General features: G+C 41.3%; 19 protein-coding genes and 4 pseudogenes. All 23 read left to right on the top strand.

What is annotated here, in order from left to right; genetic code table 11:
* The first annotated feature begins 9 nt into the window (after window positions 1-9).
* Window positions 10-1,227, top strand: a complete 1,218-nt coding sequence (locus PN838_RS13390) for a type II secretion system F family protein (RefSeq protein ID WP_215963237.1) — start codon at window positions 10-12, stop codon at window positions 1,225-1,227.
* A 3-nt stretch (window positions 1,228-1,230) separates the two neighbouring features.
* On the top strand, window positions 1,231-1,752 hold the full coding sequence (locus tag PN838_RS13385; protein WP_215963238.1) for a hypothetical protein: 522 nt from the start codon (window positions 1,231-1,233) through the stop codon (window positions 1,750-1,752).
* A 100-nt stretch (window positions 1,753-1,852) separates the two neighbouring features.
* Window positions 1,853-2,413, top strand: a complete 561-nt coding sequence (locus tag PN838_RS13380; protein ID WP_272180987.1) for a prepilin-type N-terminal cleavage/methylation domain-containing protein — start codon at window positions 1,853-1,855, stop codon at window positions 2,411-2,413.
* A 24-nt stretch (window positions 2,414-2,437) separates the two neighbouring features.
* The gene (locus tag PN838_RS13375; protein ID WP_272180986.1) at window positions 2,438-2,953 is read left to right on the top strand and encodes a prepilin-type N-terminal cleavage/methylation domain-containing protein; all 516 of its coding nucleotides are present in this window, start codon (window positions 2,438-2,440) and stop codon (window positions 2,951-2,953) included.
* Window positions 2,954-2,999: 46 nt separating this feature from the next.
* The gene (locus PN838_RS13370; RefSeq protein ID WP_272180985.1) at window positions 3,000-3,371 is read left to right on the top strand and encodes a prepilin-type N-terminal cleavage/methylation domain-containing protein; all 372 of its coding nucleotides are present in this window, start codon (window positions 3,000-3,002) and stop codon (window positions 3,369-3,371) included.
* Window positions 3,372-3,450: 79 nt separating this feature from the next.
* A complete protein-coding gene (locus PN838_RS27335) occupies window positions 3,451-3,609 on the top strand; it encodes a prepilin-type N-terminal cleavage/methylation domain-containing protein (RefSeq protein WP_370661034.1) in 159 nt (52 codons plus the stop codon).
* Between the two features lie 49 nt (window positions 3,610-3,658).
* Window positions 3,659-4,084 carry a hypothetical protein gene (locus PN838_RS13365; protein WP_272180984.1) on the top strand — a complete coding sequence of 142 codons (426 nt, stop codon included), beginning with the start codon at window positions 3,659-3,661 and terminating at the stop codon, window positions 4,082-4,084.
* The gene (locus tag PN838_RS13360) at window positions 4,085-4,903 is read left to right on the top strand and encodes a type II secretion system protein (RefSeq protein ID WP_272180983.1); all 819 of its coding nucleotides are present in this window, start codon (window positions 4,085-4,087) and stop codon (window positions 4,901-4,903) included.
* Window positions 4,893-5,393 (top strand): MSHA biogenesis protein MshP, encoded by a 501-nt coding sequence (locus PN838_RS13355; RefSeq protein WP_215963243.1) that lies wholly within the window; start codon window positions 4,893-4,895, stop codon window positions 5,391-5,393. The genes PN838_RS13360 and PN838_RS13355 overlap by 11 nt, the downstream gene beginning before the upstream one ends.
* A 14-nt stretch (window positions 5,394-5,407) precedes the next feature.
* Window positions 5,408-8,359 (top strand): hypothetical protein, encoded by a 2,952-nt coding sequence (locus PN838_RS13350; RefSeq protein WP_272180982.1) that lies wholly within the window; start codon window positions 5,408-5,410, stop codon window positions 8,357-8,359.
* 393 nt (window positions 8,360-8,752) lie between these two features.
* Entirely contained in the window at window positions 8,753-9,001 is a 249-nt protein-coding gene (locus PN838_RS13345; RefSeq protein WP_272180981.1) for a hypothetical protein, read from the top strand.
* Between the two features lie 8 nt (window positions 9,002-9,009).
* On the top strand, window positions 9,010-11,160 hold the full coding sequence (locus PN838_RS13340) for a DUF6701 domain-containing protein (protein ID WP_272180980.1): 2,151 nt from the start codon (window positions 9,010-9,012) through the stop codon (window positions 11,158-11,160).
* Window positions 11,145-11,333: a DUF6701 domain-containing protein gene (locus tag PN838_RS26420; RefSeq protein WP_334313514.1), complete on the top strand. Its 189-nt coding sequence runs from the start codon at window positions 11,145-11,147 to the stop codon at window positions 11,331-11,333. The genes PN838_RS13340 and PN838_RS26420 overlap by 16 nt, the downstream gene beginning before the upstream one ends.
* Window positions 11,334-11,491: 158 nt before the next feature.
* Window positions 11,492-12,534, top strand: a pseudogene (locus PN838_RS13335) (rod shape-determining protein).
* 67 nt (window positions 12,535-12,601) lie between these two features.
* On the top strand, window positions 12,602-13,444 hold the full coding sequence (gene mreC, locus PN838_RS13330) for a rod shape-determining protein MreC (protein WP_215963246.1): 843 nt from the start codon (window positions 12,602-12,604) through the stop codon (window positions 13,442-13,444).
* Entirely contained in the window at window positions 13,441-13,929 is a 489-nt protein-coding gene (mreD, locus tag PN838_RS13325) for a rod shape-determining protein MreD (protein WP_272180979.1), read from the top strand. Before mreC ends, mreD begins: the two co-directional genes overlap by 4 nt.
* A gap of 2 nt (window positions 13,930-13,931) precedes the next feature.
* Window positions 13,932-14,495: a Maf family protein gene (locus PN838_RS13320; protein ID WP_252736738.1), complete on the top strand. Its 564-nt coding sequence runs from the start codon at window positions 13,932-13,934 to the stop codon at window positions 14,493-14,495.
* Window positions 14,492-15,964 (top strand): annotated as a pseudogene (gene rng / locus PN838_RS13315) (ribonuclease G). Before PN838_RS13320 ends, rng begins: the two are co-directional and overlap by 4 nt.
* A gap of 55 nt (window positions 15,965-16,019) precedes the next feature.
* Window positions 16,020-16,490 (top strand): tRNA (adenosine(37)-N6)-threonylcarbamoyltransferase complex ATPase subunit type 1 TsaE, encoded by a 471-nt coding sequence (gene tsaE / locus PN838_RS13310; RefSeq protein ID WP_370661033.1) that lies wholly within the window; start codon window positions 16,020-16,022, stop codon window positions 16,488-16,490.
* Between the two features lie 8 nt (window positions 16,491-16,498).
* Window positions 16,499-17,820: pseudogene (locus PN838_RS13305) on the top strand (N-acetylmuramoyl-L-alanine amidase).
* Between the two features lie 9 nt (window positions 17,821-17,829).
* A pseudogene (gene mutL / locus PN838_RS13300) lies at window positions 17,830-18,831 on the top strand (DNA mismatch repair endonuclease MutL); the annotation flags it as partial.
* 381 nt (window positions 18,832-19,212) lie between these two features.
* On the top strand, window positions 19,213-19,701 hold the full coding sequence (locus PN838_RS13295; protein ID WP_272180977.1) for a hypothetical protein: 489 nt from the start codon (window positions 19,213-19,215) through the stop codon (window positions 19,699-19,701).
* Window positions 19,701-19,892, top strand: a complete 192-nt coding sequence (locus PN838_RS13290) for a hypothetical protein (protein WP_272180976.1) — start codon at window positions 19,701-19,703, stop codon at window positions 19,890-19,892. The genes PN838_RS13295 and PN838_RS13290 overlap by 1 nt, the downstream gene beginning before the upstream one ends.

Below are 19,892 nucleotides of genomic sequence, written 5' to 3'. Positions count from 1 at the left end.
CTGAAGTAGATGCCGTTTTTTCTTTATCAAGCTCGGGATGCAAAGGGTAAACTGACCAAAGGTCAGGTCGAAGCCCCTAATGAAAGTGCTGCGGCTGAAGTCTTGGTAGCACGGCAGGAGATCCCACTAAAAATTACGTTAACAGATGAAGCGGGTTCACAAGTAGATTTTCTTGAGGGAATTTTAAACCGGATTAATACTCAGCATCTGGTGGTGTTTTCTCGGCAAATGTATTCGTTGACTAAAGCTGGTATTCCAATGATCAGAGCGATTGTTGGTTTAGCTGATAGTTCGCAAAACCCTGTATTGAAAAAGACATTACGAGATATCGCACAGCAACTTGAACGCGGAAGATCATTATCCGCAGCATTTTCAAGTCATCACAAAGTATTCCCTAGGTTAGCTGTCAGTATTGTTCATGTGGGGGAAAATACGGGTCGTTTGGAAGAGGCATTTTTACAGTTAGCTGAATATTTTGAACGAGATGAAGAAACTCGAAAACGCATTAAATCGGCGATGAATTATCCGACAACCGTTCTGATTGTTATCTGTATTGCCATGGTTGTTCTAAATATGTTGGTTATACCGCAGTTCGCAGAGATGTTTTTAAAACTGGGATCAGATCTACCGTTTACCACCAAGTTATTGATGAGCTCGTCCAGCTTTTTTGTAAATTATTGGCAATTGTTGTTAGTGGCTGTTGTGTCAGCGATATTGGGCTTTAGAGCTTACAAAGACACAGAAAAAGGTAAATTAAATTGGGATAGAATTAAATTAAAAATCCCATTTGTTGGCTCAATTATTGAAAGGAGCTTACTAGGTCGTTATGCCCGTAGCTTTTCAATGATTTTAAACTCAGGTGTGCCTATGACTACGGGGTTAACTTTAGTCGCCGAGGCTGTTGATAATAAGTATATGGAAAAACGAATTATCGAAATGAGAAAAAATATTGAACGTGGTGATTCATTGTTAAGGTCTTCTGTCGCGAGCGAGTTGTTTTCACCGCTTGTGTTGCAAATGGTTGCAGTTGGTGAAGAAACCGGCCGAGTGGACGAGTTGCTTAAAGAAGCCGCTGATTATTATGAACGCGAAGTCGATTTCGATTTAAAGAGTTTAACCGCCAAAATAGAACCCGTATTAATCTCATTTGTAGCGGTAATGGTCGGTGTATTAGCGCTTGGTATATTTACCCCAATGTGGGATATGATGGGTGCGTTTAAAGGATAGTTAATGTTTCGACAACAATACACGGACAACGATGCGATTACTGGGCATACGCTCACCAAGTTTGTTGTTTCGGCGGTACTGGTGTCAGGTTTAGTTTTTGGCGGATTAAAGGCATTTAATTTAATCATCAGTGATACTGAATTGTTAACGTTAGAGTTAAAACAAGAGCGGCTGGAAAGAGCCTTAGCTTATATCCATCAACAGTGGAACCAACGTGGACAACCGCGACAACTAACGCTCAAGTTTCAATTTAGCACTGGAGAACTCTATAACTGGGTGGTGAATGTTAATAAATTTGGGTGGCCTGTGGTTATTGGCGACTCTAAAGGTGATGTAGTAAAAAATTTAGATTGTGACAACATTTGGCGATTTTTAGTGTTGGAACAAACAAATGAACCGGTAGATTTAGACGGAGTGCAAGTTTTGCAATCTCGAAATAAATGCCAATTTGAAAAGAAATTAAGCAAACAACGATTATGGAAAGTCGAATACAACACTGAAAACGGACGTTTGCTCAATAATTGATTATTATTTGAAAAATAAACGTAAAATTCGCAGTTTTATAGTTTTCAAACACGTCTTTTTTATATAGACTAAAATTATCGTGATTAGAGGTTAATTAAAAATGAAAAAACAACAAGGCTTTACCATAATTGAATTGATTATTGTAATAGTAATCATTGGTTTACTAGGCGCAAATGCACTGCCTCGTTTCTTAGGGGCGACAGATGACGCAAAAGATGCTTCTGTAGAGGGTGTTGCAGGTGGATTTGCAAGTGCCGTTGGACTTGTTCGTGCCGAATGGGAGCTAGCTGGTCGTCCAAGCGGCGATACAAATGTTGTATATGACACCGTATCAATTGATGTTAATGATTTGGGTTATCCGGTAGCAACTGCTAATGTTACTACACAGGGTGATGATTTAACGGTCGCAAATTGCATTCAAGTATTTAATGCAATTTTACAACAGCCGCCTACACACATTGCTTTGGGTAGTAGTTATTCAAGTGAGCGTTACCTTGTTAACGCAGGGAGTGCAACCACTCAAGATTGTATTTTTGCATTAGCAAATGGCACAAGTATCGAGTCTGGTGACACTGTTGCAGCAAGTCATTTTACAGCAACAGGTGTTCAGGGTTTTTATTATGACGCAGACGCTGGTCAAATTAGTATTTTTGAAAATTAGGCAATAAAAGGTTAGGAATTAAAGATGAAAAATAAAGCAAACCAAGCTGGTTTTACGTTAATTGAGTTAATCATAGTCATTGTGATTTTAGGTATTTTAGCGGTTACAGCTTCGCCTAAATTTTTAGACATTCAAGGTGATGCGCGTAAATCGACATTACAAGGAATGGCGGGATCACTAAAAGGTGCAGTAAATATAGTGTATTCTAAAGCACTTGTAGCTGGCGAAGCGATTGCAAAAGACCAAACATTAACGAGTAATACTGCTATTACCGTTGATTTTGGTTATCCACAAGCGGACGCAGCGACAATTAAAGCTATGCTTGATTTAGCCAGTACCGATTGGGAAGTTGGTGTTACATCAGCAGCAGCCACCAATACAACGTTGCGTATTTACCCAGTTGGTCAGTATGACGGCCTTGCAACAGGCGAAGATACGTTGATCACTACTAATACGGACCTTGGGTGCTACGTTCAGTATGTAATGATAGAAACAGCAACAAGCGTACCTGATATCACAGTAGTTGATACGGACTGTTAATTGTCTATCAATTGACTAAAGCGTTAAAACCAGTAAGTAGAAAAACATGACAACACAAAGAGGTTTTACTCTCGTTGAACTCGTGATTGTCATTGTTGTCTTAGCAATACTCGCGGTATCTGTGATACCGCGTCTTACCTCCATATCGGGTTATGAACAAACGGCTCAGCGCGATGAAACCATTGGTTTGCTGCGCAATGTTCAACAACGAGCAATGCAAAATACCCAATCAAATTATCCGACTTGCCACCGCGTACTATTTTTGGCGACCGAGTTAGGTTTGGCGGCACAACAAATTGGTGGTGAATGTGATACTGGCTTAGCTTCAAGTTCTGGTGCTATTGACGACTTTAATCTCGTTAGTGGGCTTGAAAGTTACACGGCTCTCAATGCGGGGGCGACAGTATTTCGTCGTTAGATTTTAATTCAATGGGAGTGCCTAGCGTTAATACGGGGAGTTGTGCGCTAAGGAGGTTGCCGCATTAATTTTGGGGCCGATGCTGTTTGTATTGAATCGGAAGGATATATACGTGTTTGCCCGTAAACTCAGATTAGCTGACTCGATGGTAAGTTCCAAGCTGAACTCGGCTAAAGGCTTTACACTTATCGAGCTAATTATAGGCATAGTACTACTCGCTTATGCCTTAGTTTTTTGACATCCGCGTTATTCCCACAGGCAAAAAAAGCACAGACCCATGGTTTCAAGTGCGCTCTGCAGAACTTGCACAATCTTTTGTTAATGAAATTTTGGCCCGACGGTTTGATGAAAACTCACCGCTTTCTGGAAACGATCCAAGGTGTGACGAAGCAGGCGGCACGGCGTGTATCTCAGATTTACCCGATTGCTCGTTAGCCCATGTGTGGACTGAAGAGAGTAGCCGATTATCCTACGATGATGTAGACGATTTTCATTGCTTTAGTGCAACGGGAGATGCAATTACCAATATAAAAAATTTACCGCTTGTAGACGTTTATAAGCAATTTACAGTTTTGGTTGAAGTTCGATATGCGGGACTTGATATTGGACTTGCCGCACGTGAAGCAAAAAAATTGTGGTCACAGTTACACCTCCCTCCGGTGGTCCAATTCAATATGCTGCTTATAAGGCCAATTATTAATGATTGGGCCTAAGTGGGTTACGCCAAAACAAAAAATATTAGCGGATTTACGCTAATCGAACTCGTCGCCGTAATTGTAATTTTGGGGATTCTCGGTACCGCTACGGCAAAATTTTTGGTGTTTGGCACACAGGTATACGTAGACTCTACAACTCGACAAAGTACCTTAAGTCAGGCTCGGTTTGTGGTAGAGCGTTTAACCAGAGAAATACGAGATTCAATACCAAACAGCATTAGGATTACGGCAGATAAGCGATGTGTGGAATTTATACCTATTAAAGCATCCGGTACCTATCGAACGGATTTTGATGCGGTATCACCTGTGTCATTTGCGCCACAAAGTGGTACTAAAGCTGACGTGATTAGCTTTAATGGTGAGTATGACTCCGGTGACCGATTTTATATATATGGATTAAAAGCCAATCACCTTTACCGCGATACTGATCGATATAGTGTTATAGATAATGTGACAGGCACAGCGCCTGAGCTCACAGTGGAATTTACAGAGAGTGACTCGTTTGCCCAGAAATCTCCTATTGAACGTTATTATACTGCGGATCATTCCGTTATTTATTGCATAAACAATAGTAATTTATATCGATTAAAAATTAATACAATACGTGCTGGTCAGCGCGATTATTATACTGTGAGTTTGTTAGGCGTTTTAATGGCAGAGGGCATTACTAATTCTCTTCATGGAGAAGCTCCATTTAATTATAGTTCAGGAGTTTTGTATAGAAACTCTGTTTTTAATCTATACTTAGAATTTGCTGCAAACCAAAACGAAAATATGTTTTTTAACCAAGAGGTGCATATTCCTAATGTACCCTAATCGTAGTGTTAATATGTTTACCCAAAAGTTTGGCTTAGCAGGTAAGCAACTCGGCAGTTCTTTGATAATTGCAGTGTTTATCATCGTTGTAATGTCACTTTTAGCGGCATCATTGAGCCGCAATATTTCGTCAAGCAGTGCGCAAGTAAATAACGAGGTTTTAGGCACAAGAGCACTATTTGCAGCGGAGTCTGGAAATGAAAAAGCGCTCGCTCAAATATTTCCAACGGCAACGGGAGCTGTTTCAAGTTGCGTAGCAAGTCAGCAAATGTATTTAACGACGATTGGATTTGGTCAATGTACAGTGATTTCGACCTGTACTACCCAAATTTCCGGCGGCGTCAGCTATTATTATATATCTAGTACGGGGGCCTGTAAGGCAGGCATGTCTGGAAATAATAGTTCTCCAAATAGTACCGATGCACTATGTTTGTCGAGTGATAAAGTATGCGTCAGCAGAACCGTAGATGTTGAAGCTAAAGCGTTTTAATACGGCGAGGTAGTATGTTGAAAATTGTCAGAATCGTATGTGCTTTAATGTTATCTTTAGTGTCGTTAGACGCTATGGCCGGTCGCGCCGTAAACTCAGTTAAACTCAATGGGCAGACTACATTAACTGTTACCGCAGGCGATACGGTTACGGTTGACGTTAATGTTACGACGAATAACAACTGGTTTGGCAACCAATGGCAGTCGTCAATTTTCACCTTAAATGGTTCATCTTATTGCGTTGATACTGCTGACGTCGGCAGTAATCAAAATGCGACGCGTAGCTTTAATTTTACCGCACCATCCGCGGCTGGAACCTATAATATAACTGTTTCAGCACATCGATATAGTAACTGTTCTTGGGGATTTTGGTCCTTAAATGGCAGTATAACTGCGAGTGCAGTTCTGATCGTCGAAGTTGGTAACCAGCCTCCATCGGACATAACACTGAGTAATGATCAGGTGTATGTCGGCAATGCGACAACATCGGCCAATATTGGATCATTCACGACTACAGACGCCGATAGTATCGCGTCGTTTGTATACAGTTTTGTCGATGCAGGTACTGCAACTGATGCAGGTAGTTGTAGTTCTAGTTCAGATAATAGTCGTTTTAATCTCATAGGGGCTTATTTACAAGTGGGCTCTGCACCTCTGGCAGTTGGTAATTACAATATTTGTGTTCAAAGCTCGGATACCTCCGGGGCAACCTATAAAGAACAATTTACTATCCAGTCAACTAACCAAGCCCCATCGGCGATTAGCATTAATAATAGCACTGTGTCTAAGTCAGGCGCAGTAAGTGGCGCCCCTGTTGGAACGTTTAATTCTACCGATCCGGATAATTCTACACCTTATACTTATACATTAGTCGGAACATCGCAGTCGACTACTGCAGGTTCGTGTAGTACTTCAAGTGGAAATAGTGAATTTACTATAAGTGGCGGTGCTTTAATTCTAGCCACAAATCCAGCTGTGGGAAATTATCAAATTTGTGTTCAAAGCAAAGACAACTATGGGGCGTCCTTTAAACAGAATTTAACCATATCTATTACTAATTTGCCGCCAACAGCAATTTCAATTAGCAATTCGAGTGTCGCAAAACCCGACGTTGCCGTGAATTCAACAATCGGCACTTTATCGGTCACAGATAATGATGGTGGTACGCCTGTAACGTACGCTTTAGTAAATGCCACTGCGTCAACCACGTCAGGGACATGTGCAACAGCGAGCGGTAATAGCCAGTTTTCAATAAATGGCACCGAATTACGTTTTGCGCAAAACTCAGTCGCGGGAACGTACGCAGCTTGTGTCAAAGCAACGGACTCTTATGGTGCTTCTTTTAAACAGGTTTTGAATATATCAGTCACTAATGAAACTCCAACAGATATTAGTCTAGATAACTCGACAATCGAAGTCGGGAATACTGGTGTTGGTGCGACCGTAGGGTTATTGACGACAACAGATGCAGATACTAACGATTCATTCACATATTCTCTTATTTCTAGTGGCGCTTCTACTAATGGCGGTTCCTGTTCAGCTAGCAGCGGTAATAGTTATTTCCAAATCGACAATGATGGTCTCGAAACCCAATCTAATCTAACTTCAGGTGACTACGTTGTTTGTGTCCAAACGCAGGACATAGCAGGCAAAAAATTTAAAAAGTCATTTACGATTACGGTAGACGAAACTATTACAGCGACTTATTTAGACAAGTTTGATACCCAAAGTTACGGTAACAATGACGGCGATCTACCATGGCCTAGTGATTGGATTGAAAGCGGAGACGATGGGGATGACGAATTAGGAGACATTTTAATTACCGGCAACCAACTATTGGTGAGTAATAACAGCAACAGTATTCGTCGAGCTGTTGACTTAAGCAGTTATGGAACAGCAACCATTAGTTTTGACTTTCGTTTAGAGGATACTGTGGGCGGTGGCGAATCATTTGATTTGGATATCTCTCATAACGGCAGTACTTGGACAACTTTAAAATCGTTTTCAGATGATGACGCAGACGGGTCATTTAGTATAAATATTGATGACTATTTAACTGCAGACACTCAAGTGCGCATTAATACCCAGTCAAATATGGAAAGTACCGATCATTTTTATATCAACAACTTTGCGATAAATGCATCCGGCACACCTGTTGTTCCAGAACATTCCTATTTGGATCTTTTTAATACTGCTGCATATAACAATAATGACGGGCAATTAAATTGGGCAACCGACTGGGAAGAAACCGGGGACGACGATGATGCTACGGACGGTAACATTCAGATTATAGGGTCTGAGTTATTGGTATCAAATGCAAATACGTCTATTACCCGTACATTAGATTTAACCAATGCTGAAACGGCAGTATTGAGTTTTGACTATCGACTAGAAGACACAGTGCAAACTGGCGAGTCCTTTGATTTAGAAGTCTCTACCGATGGAATAATTTGGACATTACTTAAAGCATTTAATACCTCAACTCCAGGTGGTAGTTATAGCGTTGACTTAAACGATTATAGAGAAATTAAAACAGAACTTAGAATAAGCACCAAAGCGATTATGGAGCCAACTGACAAGTTTTATATCGATACTTTTGCAGTGGATGTAACAGTCAAAGTAGATGCGTGTTACAACGTGTGGCCTAGCCCAGTAAATAAATCCTCAACCAGTTATTTTAATATTACTCAGGATATGGAAAATGCGACGGATAATTTTTCTGTTGAATTACCTTTGCTTACAACTTCTTTACCAACTGGAACCTTGGTTTACGACAATTTCGAAGTGACTGGTTCAACAGTAGACTTTGCTGGAACTGACCCTGTGATAATTTATGCTAACAATGTCACTATTACTGGCGGTGCATTAAATTTAGACTCACCAAACCCACTTATTATTGTCGCTTTAAACAACCTCGATTTAACGGGTAGCGTCATCCAGGGGCGATATATACAAAAGACCCATTAGCGGCGATTACTGGAACAGCGATATTTGGCGCGATCACCGGCACAGAAAATATAAATTACATCTATGATAATTCCGATGACACGGTAAACAATCTGTTTTACGACCCATATTATTTCGAGGAAGCTAGCTTAAATGAAGAGTGCGAAATTTTGCCTCAAAGCTGCCCTGATACAACGAGCTATACTGAGATTTTCAGTGATGACTTTAGTACCACAAACGATAATTGGCAGGCGATAACATTCGATAAATCAGGGGCAAACGCAGTTAACCTTTGGCTAAGATGAAACTATCTATTCATCAAGTAACGAAGAACAAGATGTTTTATTTAATATTAGCGGCGGAAAAATTAACATCGCCGGTGGGGTATCGTCTGGCGGCGACAACGAATATGGCGTGATCTTACATGATGTTAGTAACGAAGGGTTTGATCCAACCTCTATTGATAGCTATACAGTTGAAGCTTCACTCACATCAAATTCAAGTGGCACCACCAATAACGACGCGGGCTTAGTATTTGGATATGAAGACCATGATAATTTTTATTTAATCAGATGGACTAAATTTGCGCAGGGGTATGCCACGGATACGACTTTCCTGGTACCCATCGTTCACTTGATTTGCTCAAAGTCGTTGATGGTGTGACGACAATTTTGACGGCAGATTCTTTTTACGATGTTGATGACATTGATATAAAGGTAACGGTAAATGCAGCTGGAATTTCTATTTGTGTCAATGGCATTTCCACGTTGTTTGCAGCAGCCGAACGTCCGGTGTTAGGCGATGTCGGTTTCTTTTCTTACGACAACGATGTTGGCGTGAGTTTTGATGATTTTGTAGTTAAATGTCTAGATTGTGAAGCGAATGTAATTGACCATTACCGTATTGAACACGATGGCAATGGTTTAACGTGTTTAGCCGATACGGTGAAAGTTAAAGCCTGTAAAGACGCAAGTTGCAGTGAGCTGGTCGTTACAGATGTTATCGGTAATATTATTTCTTCAGGCACGCAAGGCACAACAGGCCTTTCATTTGATAATGGGGTGCAGCAACTCAATTTGACGCAAACCAATTCTGGAACGATAAGTTTGTCACTCAGTGGAATGTCACCGGCAGCCACTAATGATATGCAATGTTTAAATACCAGTGATTCTACAGCGAGCTGTAATATGGTGTTTGCTGACTCCGGGTATCTAGTTTCTATCCCCGATTTTGTAGCGGGTTCGATAACGTATGCCCAGTCTAACGGCGGCACATTGGCAAGCGTACAAGCGATAAAGGCGGATGACGCAGGGACAACTTGTGTTCCGGCCTATACCGGCAATCAATCCGTAAATGTGTCATTTAATTATGTTTCGCCAAACACAGGGACTCAAGCATTAGGGTTCTCCACTGACGACAGCAGTTACACCCCGCTTACAGCCGGTGTGGCGTCAAATAGTACATTAAACTTTAGCAATGCTAATGCGACCGCCGAATTTTATTTAGCTTATCCGGATGCTGGGCAGTTAAACCTAACATTTACCGATCCGAATGGTGTTCTTGTTGCTGGAAGTGTTGCAACGGGGAACGATTCATTTGTGGTTCGCCCGGCTGAATTACAGATAAAGATGCAAGACAGCAGTGGAACTGATCTCGCTGGTGGTACTTATATGGCTGGGCGGCCATTTAATTTGGCCATTCAAGCGGTGAACCTTGATGGTACGATTACACCTAATTATCAAGCATCTGCACTGGAAATTAATCCACTTATGTTAGGACCAAGTGTGTCTTCTGGCGCCAATCCAAGTCCTTTCTTCTATGGCAGTTTGGTCTCTACAACAGCAGGAAACTCTGATAATTGGACAGGCATTTCGACAACATTCAGTAATGGTGTTTACTCAAGTAATGTTGCTTCCTTTGATGAGGTTGGTGAGTTTACGTTAAATGCCCGAGACACCTATTTTGGGACTGAAATATCAGCGGCATCGACGGTATCAGCAGGACGTTTTACCCCAGCGTATTTCTCGATTATAGAAACCGAAGCTGGTGATATTGGTGACACTCATACTGCGGGTACAAACGAATTTTCATATATTGGCGAGACGTTAAGTTATGCCACGAATCCGACTTATCAAGTCGTCGCTAGAAGCTACAAAGATGTCACTGTCTTGAATTACGACGGCGGTTACAATCAATTTTCAGGGGCAAACGAGTTTGACTTAACCCTTAGGAAATACACTGACAACGGCACCTCTGGGTTATTTGATGGCGGTTCCTTAAATGCTATTACCGTAACTGACGCAACAGATTGGGATGGTGTCTTTGAATTTTCTCTTGATGATTCGTTTAGCTTTGACAAAACGGCGACTCCAATAAACAAGTTTGATGTTGATTTAGCACTCGAGTTACTGGCCAGTGATTTGACGGATGCAGACGGTATTGGATATGACTCCGATGGCAGTGCAAATGGTATTGCGTATGAAGATTATGATGTGGCAAATATCATAGGCGCCGAAGTCCGCTACGGAAGGGTGAAAACCGAAAACAATTATGGCCCTGAAACCGAAGGGTTAGATTGGACTGCAAGCGTTGAAGAATATGATGAAAGTACAGGGTGGACAACAAACCTGGATGATATCGAAACCATATTTTTAGAGACGTTTGTCACCATCGATGGTTTAAATGACTTTGATGTCGAAACGGCTTCAACTCAATATACGTTGGACGATTCGACTGGTAAAACATATATTGTTGGCCATTCGGGCGTAAGCTCAGTAACGCCTAATTTGGGTGAAGTTATTTTGTCATTTGCGGCACTATAGGTGATGGGTTAGTAGGCGGGATTAATATTGGCATAGATTTAAGTACCGACTTGCCTTGGTTGCAGTTCGATTGGGACGGTGATGGTACATTAGATACAAGTGTTCCTACAACGTCCGTTGTATTTGGACGATACCGTGGAAATGACCGAATTATCTATCGTCGAGAACGATAATTACAGTAGACTTGTTATTTATAGAAAAAAAGGCCGATTTAGGTCTTTTTTTATAGTTTTATCGTAATTGCCCGAATCCCCGCTTGCTCAGATACAGCGGGTTAGGTAAAGTTACCCGTTGTTTAAAAAATTCAAGTTTCTGAAGGAATAAAAGCGCCATGTTTAAGAGTTTGCGCGGTATGTTTTCAAACGATCTGTCGATCGACCTTGGTACGGCAAATACGTTAATTTATGTAAAAGATCAGGGTATTGTTCTAAACGAACCTTCGGTTGTAGCAATTCGTCAGGAACGAGCTGGTGGACCAAAAAGTGTCGCATCAGTGGGGACCGAAGCAAAACGAATGTTAGGTCGTACGCCTGGAAATATTAAAGCGATCCGTCCTATGAAAGACGGTGTTATTGCCGACTTTTATGTTACCGAAAAAATGCTACAACACTTTATCAAACAAGTGCACAGCAATAACTTTTACGCCCATCTCCGCGTGTTTTGGTTTGTGTGCCATGTGGCGCGACACAAGTTGAGCAACGTGCGATAAAAGAGTCGGCACTAGGTGCTGGGGCTCGTGAAGTATTTTTAATTGAAGAACCAATGGCCGCGGCAATCGGTGCAGGTTTACCTGTTTCTGAAGCAACGGGTTCAATGGTTGTAGATATTGGTGGTGGTACAACAGAAGTTGCAATTATCTCGCTTAACGGTGTTGTCTATTCTTCTTCAGTTCGCATCGGTGGTGACCGCTTTGATGAAGCAATTATCAATTATGTTCGACGCAATTTCGGAAGCTTAATTGGTGAAGCAACCGCTGAACGGATCAAGCAAGAAATTGGTTTTGCGTATCCATCGAGTGATGTTAAAGAACTCGAAGTTCGAGGTCGTAACTTAGCGGAAGGTGTACCTCGTTCATTTACGCTTAATTCCAATGAAATACTTGAAGCATTACAAGAACCGTTGTCAGGAATTGTGAGCGCGGTAATGGTTGCTTTAGAACAGTCACCGCCAGAATTAGCGTCTGATATTTCAGAACGCGGTATGGTATTAACCGGTGGTGGTGCACTTTTACGTGACCTAGACCGCTTGTTAATGGAAGAAACCGGGATCCCAGTTATCATTGCTGACGATCCACTAACGTGTGTTGCACGTGGTGGTGGTAAAGCATTAGAGATGATCGATGTTCACGGTGGAGATGTATTTAGCTACGATTAATCGTAGCGGTGCTTTTTAGTTATAAATAGACGGCAGTTTCCACTGCCGTTTTAGTTTAAGTAGGGTTATGAATCCAATATTCGGTGCTGGGCCATCATTATCATTAAGAATGTTATTTGCATTGATATTTAGTGTCATTGCAATGGTTGCTGATACCCGCACTGAGGGCTCTAAACAGATCAGGAGCTTTTTGATTACTGTGGTATCGCCAATTCAATATTTGGCGTCTCTGCCTGAAAGCACAATTGATAGCTTTGCTACCCATTTGGCAAGTAAAAACTCGTTGCTTGAAGAAAATCAAAAACTACGAAAATTACAACTTCTGCAAAATCAAAAGTTACAGCAATACGAAATGCTGAAAACTGAAAATGACAAACTCCGATCGCTATTAAAAACAAATCTACGCAGTGACTCCCGCAAACAAGTTGCCGAAATTATTTCTGTTGCAAGTCATCCATTTGCTCATAATGTTGTTATCGATAAAGGTTTGACTGACGATGTTTTTATAGGGCAACCGGTATTAGACGACTTAGGTGTGGTTGGGCAAATTACCTCAGTTGGAAATACCACGTCGCGGGTTATTTTGATTACCGATCAAACGCACGCTATCCCAATTCGAGTTTTGCGTAACGATATTCGTGGAATACTTACCGGTTCAGGCAACTTAACTAAAATGGAATTGTCTAATTTATCGCACAATACCGATGTAAAGGTAGGTGATAAGTTAATTACTTCTGGTCTTGGCGGGGTTTTTCCTGATGGTTATCCTGTTGCCGAAATTACCCAAATATCACCAGATGTTACTAAGCCATTTATGCAAGTCGTGGCACGTCCAATCGCGCAGGTGGACCGTCTTAAACACGTATTACTGCTATGGCAAGATACAAATGATCGGGAAAGTAACCAATGACACGCGTATTTCGCTCCGCTTGGTGGTACATATCATTAAGTATTTTAGCGGCTATTATTTTAAGCATTATGCCACTCCCACTAGCCATTAAGTCATTTCGACCAGATTGGCTTGCGCTTGTGTTGTTATATTGGACAATCGCTTTACCGCATCGAGTTAACATAGGTACGGCTCTAGGTTGTTGGTTTTTACTGGATATTTTACTCGGTACTGTGCTCGGCGTACATGCGCTGGCACTCTCTGTGGTTGTTTTCGTGACGGCGAGTAATTTTCAAAAACTGCGAAACTTTTCTGTTTGGCAACAAGCCATATTAATTGGTGTGTTTTTAGTTCTGTATCACATTATTATTTTTTGGTTAAATCGATTCCTATTGGACGTACATCTGTCGGCAGAGCAAATGTATCCAGTGATCACAAGCTCGCTATTTTGGCTTTGGCTATTTCCAGTATTGCGTGGCTATCGCCGTAAATTTAGAGTTAGATAAAAATGCGAATCGTTTTAGCAAGTCAGTCGCCTAGGCGTAAACAATTATTAGCCTATATCGTTGACGATTTTGACATTGCCGTAGCCGACATTGATGAAACGCCCTACACGGATGAGTTGCCAATTGACTACGTTACTCGCTTAGCTAAGAGTAAAGCGGTAAAAGTTCAAGAGTTAGGGAATATCGATGATATTGTTATCGGGTCTGATACGGCGGTTGTATGTGACAATGAAATTTTAGGTAAACCTGTCGACTTAAATGACAGTTTACAAATTTTACAAAAACTGTCGGGTCGGACACATCAAGTAATGACCAGCTTTTGCATTATAAAAAATCAGCAAGTCGTAACGGAAGTTGTAACAACCGACGTGCTGTTTAAAACTTTAACCGACGACGAAATAATTCGTTATTGGCAAACTCAAGAACCCGTTGATAAAGCAGGTTCATATGCGATTCAAGGCATTGGTGGTAAGTTTGTAACCCGTATTTCTGGCAGTGTTTCGGCTGTCATTGGATTACCACTCGTTGAATTAGAACACGCATTGCAGGAAATATTAGACCAATGAGCATTGAACTTTTAATAAATGTTACCCCGAGTGAAACACGAGTCGGCTAAGGTAGAAAATGGCATGCTGCAAGAATTGCATTTAGAACGCCAAAGTACAGTGGGCATTGTTGGCAACATTTATTTAGGTAAGGTAAGTCGTGTTTTACCGGGTATGCAAGCCGCGTTTGTGGATATAGGATTAGAAAAAGCTGCCTTTTTGCACGCGTCAGACATCATCACCTACGACGACGAAAAAGACCAAATTAAATCTCATTTAACAACGACACGAGACATTATTGAGTTGGTTCGTGAAGGCCAAAAATTATTGTGCAAGTGGTTAAAGACCCACTCGGAACCAAAGGGGCACGGCTAACGACAGATATTACTTTGCCGTCTCGTTATTTGGTATTTATGCCTGACGCAAAACATGTAGGTGTCTCGCAACGTATAGAAAAAGACGAAGAACGATTACGCTTAAAAACCATTGTTGAATCTCATTATGAAGAAGGGAACGGTGGTTTTATTGTTCGCACGGCCGCTGAGGGTGCCCATGCAGATGAACTTGCACAGGACGCCGTTTTTCTTAAAAAGCTGTGGGGCAAGATCATCAAAAAGAAAAAGAAGACTCGCCACCAGTCAGTACTGCATGAAGATTTGAGTTTAGCATTTAGGGTGATTAGAGATTTTATCGCCAATGAACTAGAACGAGTACGAGTCGACTCAAAATTAATGTTTGGTGAACTCAGGGCGTTTACCGATGAATTTTGTCCAGAGATCACCGACAAGTTAGAATATTATCCGGGTGAACGTCCTATTTTCGATATGTTTGATGTCGAATCTGAAATCAAACGAGCGTTGGATAAAAAGGTCGAATTAAAATCAGGTGGATATTTGATCATTGACCAAACTGAAGCGATGACAACAATTGATGTTAATACAGGGGCGTTTGTTGGTCATCGCAGTTTAGAAGATACAATTTTTAATACCAACAGCGAAGCGACTCAAGCGATTGCTCGGCAATTAAGATTGAGAAATCTTGGCGGCATCATTATTATCGATTTTATCGACATGGAAAGCGAAGACCATCGCCGCCGTGTTTTGCACAGTTTAGAAGTTGCTTTATCTAAAGACCGTTCTAAAACCAATATTAATGGCTTCTCCGCGCTTGGATTAGTTGAAATGACGCGTAAACGTACACGTGAAAGCCTTGAGCATGTGCTTTGTGGTGAGTGCCCAGCATGTAATGGTCGTGGTTATGTAAAAACCGTAGAGACGATTTGTGCTGAATTATTACGCGAAATAGTGCGGGTAAATCGCGCTTATGACGCCGATAAGTTTGTTGTTTATGCTTCGCCAACGGTAGCAGAGTCACTGGTTAATGATGAATATCATAACCTTGCGGAGCTTGAAGTTTTTATTGGCAAACAGATTAAAGTTAAAACTGAGTCGTTATATAATCAAGATCAGTTTGACGTAGTAATGATGTAACGGTAATTAACGTTAATTAAACTACGATGTAAGTGTTTACTATTGGTCGATACAAGTGATAAAAATATATTCAGAAATTTTACCTGATCAAGATGCAACTGTTGTTATGGGCTGTCGACTGGCAAAGTCATTAACGAGCTCAACAATTATATTTTTGCATGGCGACTTGGGAGCAGGAAAAACGACATTTAGTCGTGGTGTCATTCAAGGGTTAGGACATAACGGCAATGTAAAGAGTCCAACTTATACATTGGTTGAACCTTATGAGTTATCGGGATTGAATGCGTATCACTTTGACTTATATCGCCTGTCGGAGCCAGAAGAGCTCGAATATATGGGATTTCGGGATTATTTGAATGATCACGCCGTATGTTTAATCGAGTGGCCAGAAAAGGGCGCAGGTTTACTGCCTAAACCAGATCTAGTTATTGAATTGCAATACGCAGAACAACAACGCGAAGTGACATTCAAGGCCGGTACTGAGTTAGGTGAGACAATTTTACAACGATTGAAAAACGAGATCTAAACAACACTATGCAGCTTGTGAAAAGTTTTCAAATAATGAAAAACCTAGTCATTACTATTTTGGTGATTGGGAGCGCTTGCGTGTCTGCTGCAATAGATGTCAAAAATGTTCGAGTATGGCCGTCTCCAGATTCTACTCGCGTGGTACTAGACTTATCTAAACCTGTTGAATACAGCTATTTTACTTTGAACAATCCTGAACGACTGGTTATTGATTTGCATGATACAAAAATCAGTGCAGTGTTAACTGATCTTGCAAAAGATACCAATCTGTTAAATACAGTGCGTACCAGTACGCCGAAAAAGAAAGGTGATGCTCGTTTAGTGCTCGACTTAAATAAAAAAGTTGAAGCCATGATTTTTGCCTTAAAACCAACCGCGCCATATAGCGACCGGCTGGTTATTGATTTAGTTGATTCGGTGGCGAAAGTGGCGCACACCAAAAAACAATTCAAAACTGACCGAGACATTGTTATTGCGATTGATGCAGGTCATGGTGGTGAAGATCCAGACTCAATAGGCGGTCGAGGCAACTATGAAAAACGAGTTACATTAGGTATTGCGAAAAAATTAGAAGATTTAATTACCAAAGAGCCCGGAATGCGGGCCGTAATGACGCGTACGGGCGATTATTATTTAAGCGTACATAAACGAACTGAAAAGGCGCGAGACTCTGATGCCGACCTTTTAATTTCAATTCACGCCGATGCATTCACTTCGCCAGAACCAAATGGTGCATCTGTCTGGGTTCTTAATTTACGACGGGCTAATTCAGAAATAGGTAAGTGGTTAGAGCAAAAGAGAAGCATTCACAATTATTAGGTGGTGCGGCGGAAGTCATTAAAAATACGACGTCGGAGCGATATTTAGCGCGAACGTTACTTGATATGTCGATGGATCATTCGATGGATCAAGCGCATGGTGTGGCCAATAGCGTTTTAAGTGAATTAAAGTCGATTACAAAATTGCACAAACGCTCGCCACAGGCGGCAAGTTTAGGGGTGCTTAAATCACCTGATATTCCAAGCATATTAGTTGAAACAGGGTTTATTTCTAATCTAAAAGAAGAAAAACTGTTAACGAATGGCTGGCATCAATCAAGATTAGCTAATTCTATTTTCAAAGCAGTGCGTGGTTATTTTAAACATAATCCACCAGACGGCACATTATTCGCGCGGACTAAAAATCTTAAACACAAAGTAAAAAGTGGCGAGTCTTTGTCGTTAGTAGCACAAAGTTATAATGTTTCTATTTCATCGATTAAAAAAGCCAATAAACTTAAGTCAAATATGATCCGTGTGGGTCAAGTTTTGTCCATTCCGCAATCATAAGTCTGATCCATGCCTATTCAAATATTACCACCGCAATTAGCTAACCAAATTGCGGCTGGCGAAGTTGTCGAACGTCCCGCGTCAGTTGTAAAAGAGTTAGTTGAAAACGCGTTAGATGCTGGCGCCACTAAAGTGGAAGTGGAAATAGATCGTGGCGGTCAGAAACGCATTTTGATCCGTGATAATGGTAAAGGCATTGTCAAAGACGAACTTGCATTGGCATTGTCACGACATGCAACAAGCAAGATTAGCTGCCTTGACGACTTGGAAGCAATTCACAGTTTGGGTTTTAGAGGCGAAGCGTTAGCCTCTATTAGCTCGGTTTCTCGGTTGACTTTAACATCTAAACCACAAAGTCAAAACGAAGCCTGGGCAGCAAGTGCTGAAGGTCTAAACATGGCCGTGGCGGTTAAACCTGCAGCACATCCAAATGGCACCAGTATTGAAGTGCTAGATCTCTTTTTTAATACGCCTGCACGTCGCAAATTTCTTCGAGCTGACAAAACTGAATTTAACCATATTGAATTGTTAATAAAACGAATCGCGATGAGTCGGCCTGAGATTAGTTTTGTACTCAAACATAATGGTAAAACAATTAAACGATACCGAGGACAAGGTAACGAGTCGGATTGGCAACAACAAATGTCTGGTCGGTTGGCCGAAGTCATTAACCAAAGGTTTGTAGATCAATGTCAGTATGGATATTTGCAGTATGATGACGTTGAAATATCGGTTTGGGTTAACCAACCTGAGCTTTGCGCAGGTGTTAACCCATCGCAATATGCGTTTGTAAATGGCCGTATGATGCGCGACAAATTGTTGCAACATGCAATACGCCAAGGTTATGGCGATTCGTTGCATTCGGAGCAACAGCCGGAATATGTCATTACGGTCAATTTGCCAGCGACTGATGTTGACGTGAATGTACATCCAGCCAAACATGAGGTTAGGTTCCACCATTCGCGTCTTATTCATGATCTGGTTGTGCGCACAGTGCAGGAAGCAATTGAACATTTTTACCAGTTACCTGAAACGGGTAAGGGTGACGGAACAAAATTGGAAGGCGGATTGGGATCTGCTTCTGATGATTATCAAAAAGCATTTGAGCAGACTGAAATTCAAAAATCGTGTTTGACTTCACTTGATGATCAACCCCAGTCAGTTGAAGGCTCTTTATTTAGAAGAGACGCTGACGGCTTTTGCTTAAAAGAGACGCTGAAGGCTCTTTACCGAGTGAGGCTGAAGGCTCTTTGTTTACAGGAGCAGCGGAAGGCTCTGAACAAAGAAACGAGAGTGATGGAGAGTTGCCGGTTGGGGATGAAGCGATTAGGCGAGTAAATGAGCGTGCAGACAACGAATATGCACCTACTGCGCAAAAACCTAGAATGAACCATGGTCATTCAGTGCAAATTTCTAATCGTCAGCGCTAAGGCATTCGATAATTTTGCAAATTCTGTGGACGAGCTAACCGCAGATACCGATGCGCATCACCAGCAAGTTCCGACGTCAGAAAGTGGACTAAGAGACAGTGTTACCGAGATTAATACGCCTACCAACAACCTACTGTCCATTTGTTATATCGAACAAGACAGGTATGTCTATTTTATTTGGCAAAATACCTTCTATTTGTTTGATATGTTATCGACGATGAAGCCAAATCCAGCAACGCCAATCAATCTGACACCAGCACCTTTATTGGTGCCGGTTCGGTTAAAGCTAACAAAAGACGAACTACAATGGTGTTCGCAGCATATTGAACAGCTTAAAAACAGTGGCTTTGAAACAAAATTACACGGGCAATACATTATCATTAAGCAAGTGCCAAGTGTCTTACGGTCCTCGGAAGTCGGTCGAACATTGCCTCGTTTTTTGAAAATTTAATGGCAACGGAAACGTTAACCGAGACGATACTTATTAATATCTTAAAACAAACCAGTGCGCAGCCAATTTCAGGTGAACAGATCCGTACAACATTTAATGAATATATTAAAAACGGGAGTCTTGATGTCAATGTGCTACAACATTCAGCTAAACTCTCTGCTTCTGCAATATTAACCAAATTAGTGAATTAA

Source organism: Psychrosphaera algicola, assembly GCF_028401425.1.
GTDB classification, from domain to species: domain Bacteria; phylum Pseudomonadota; class Gammaproteobacteria; order Enterobacterales; family Alteromonadaceae; genus Psychrosphaera; species Psychrosphaera algicola.
Note: the sequence above shows the minus strand (reverse complement) of the source record. Positions and strands in the feature narration are given on the sequence as shown.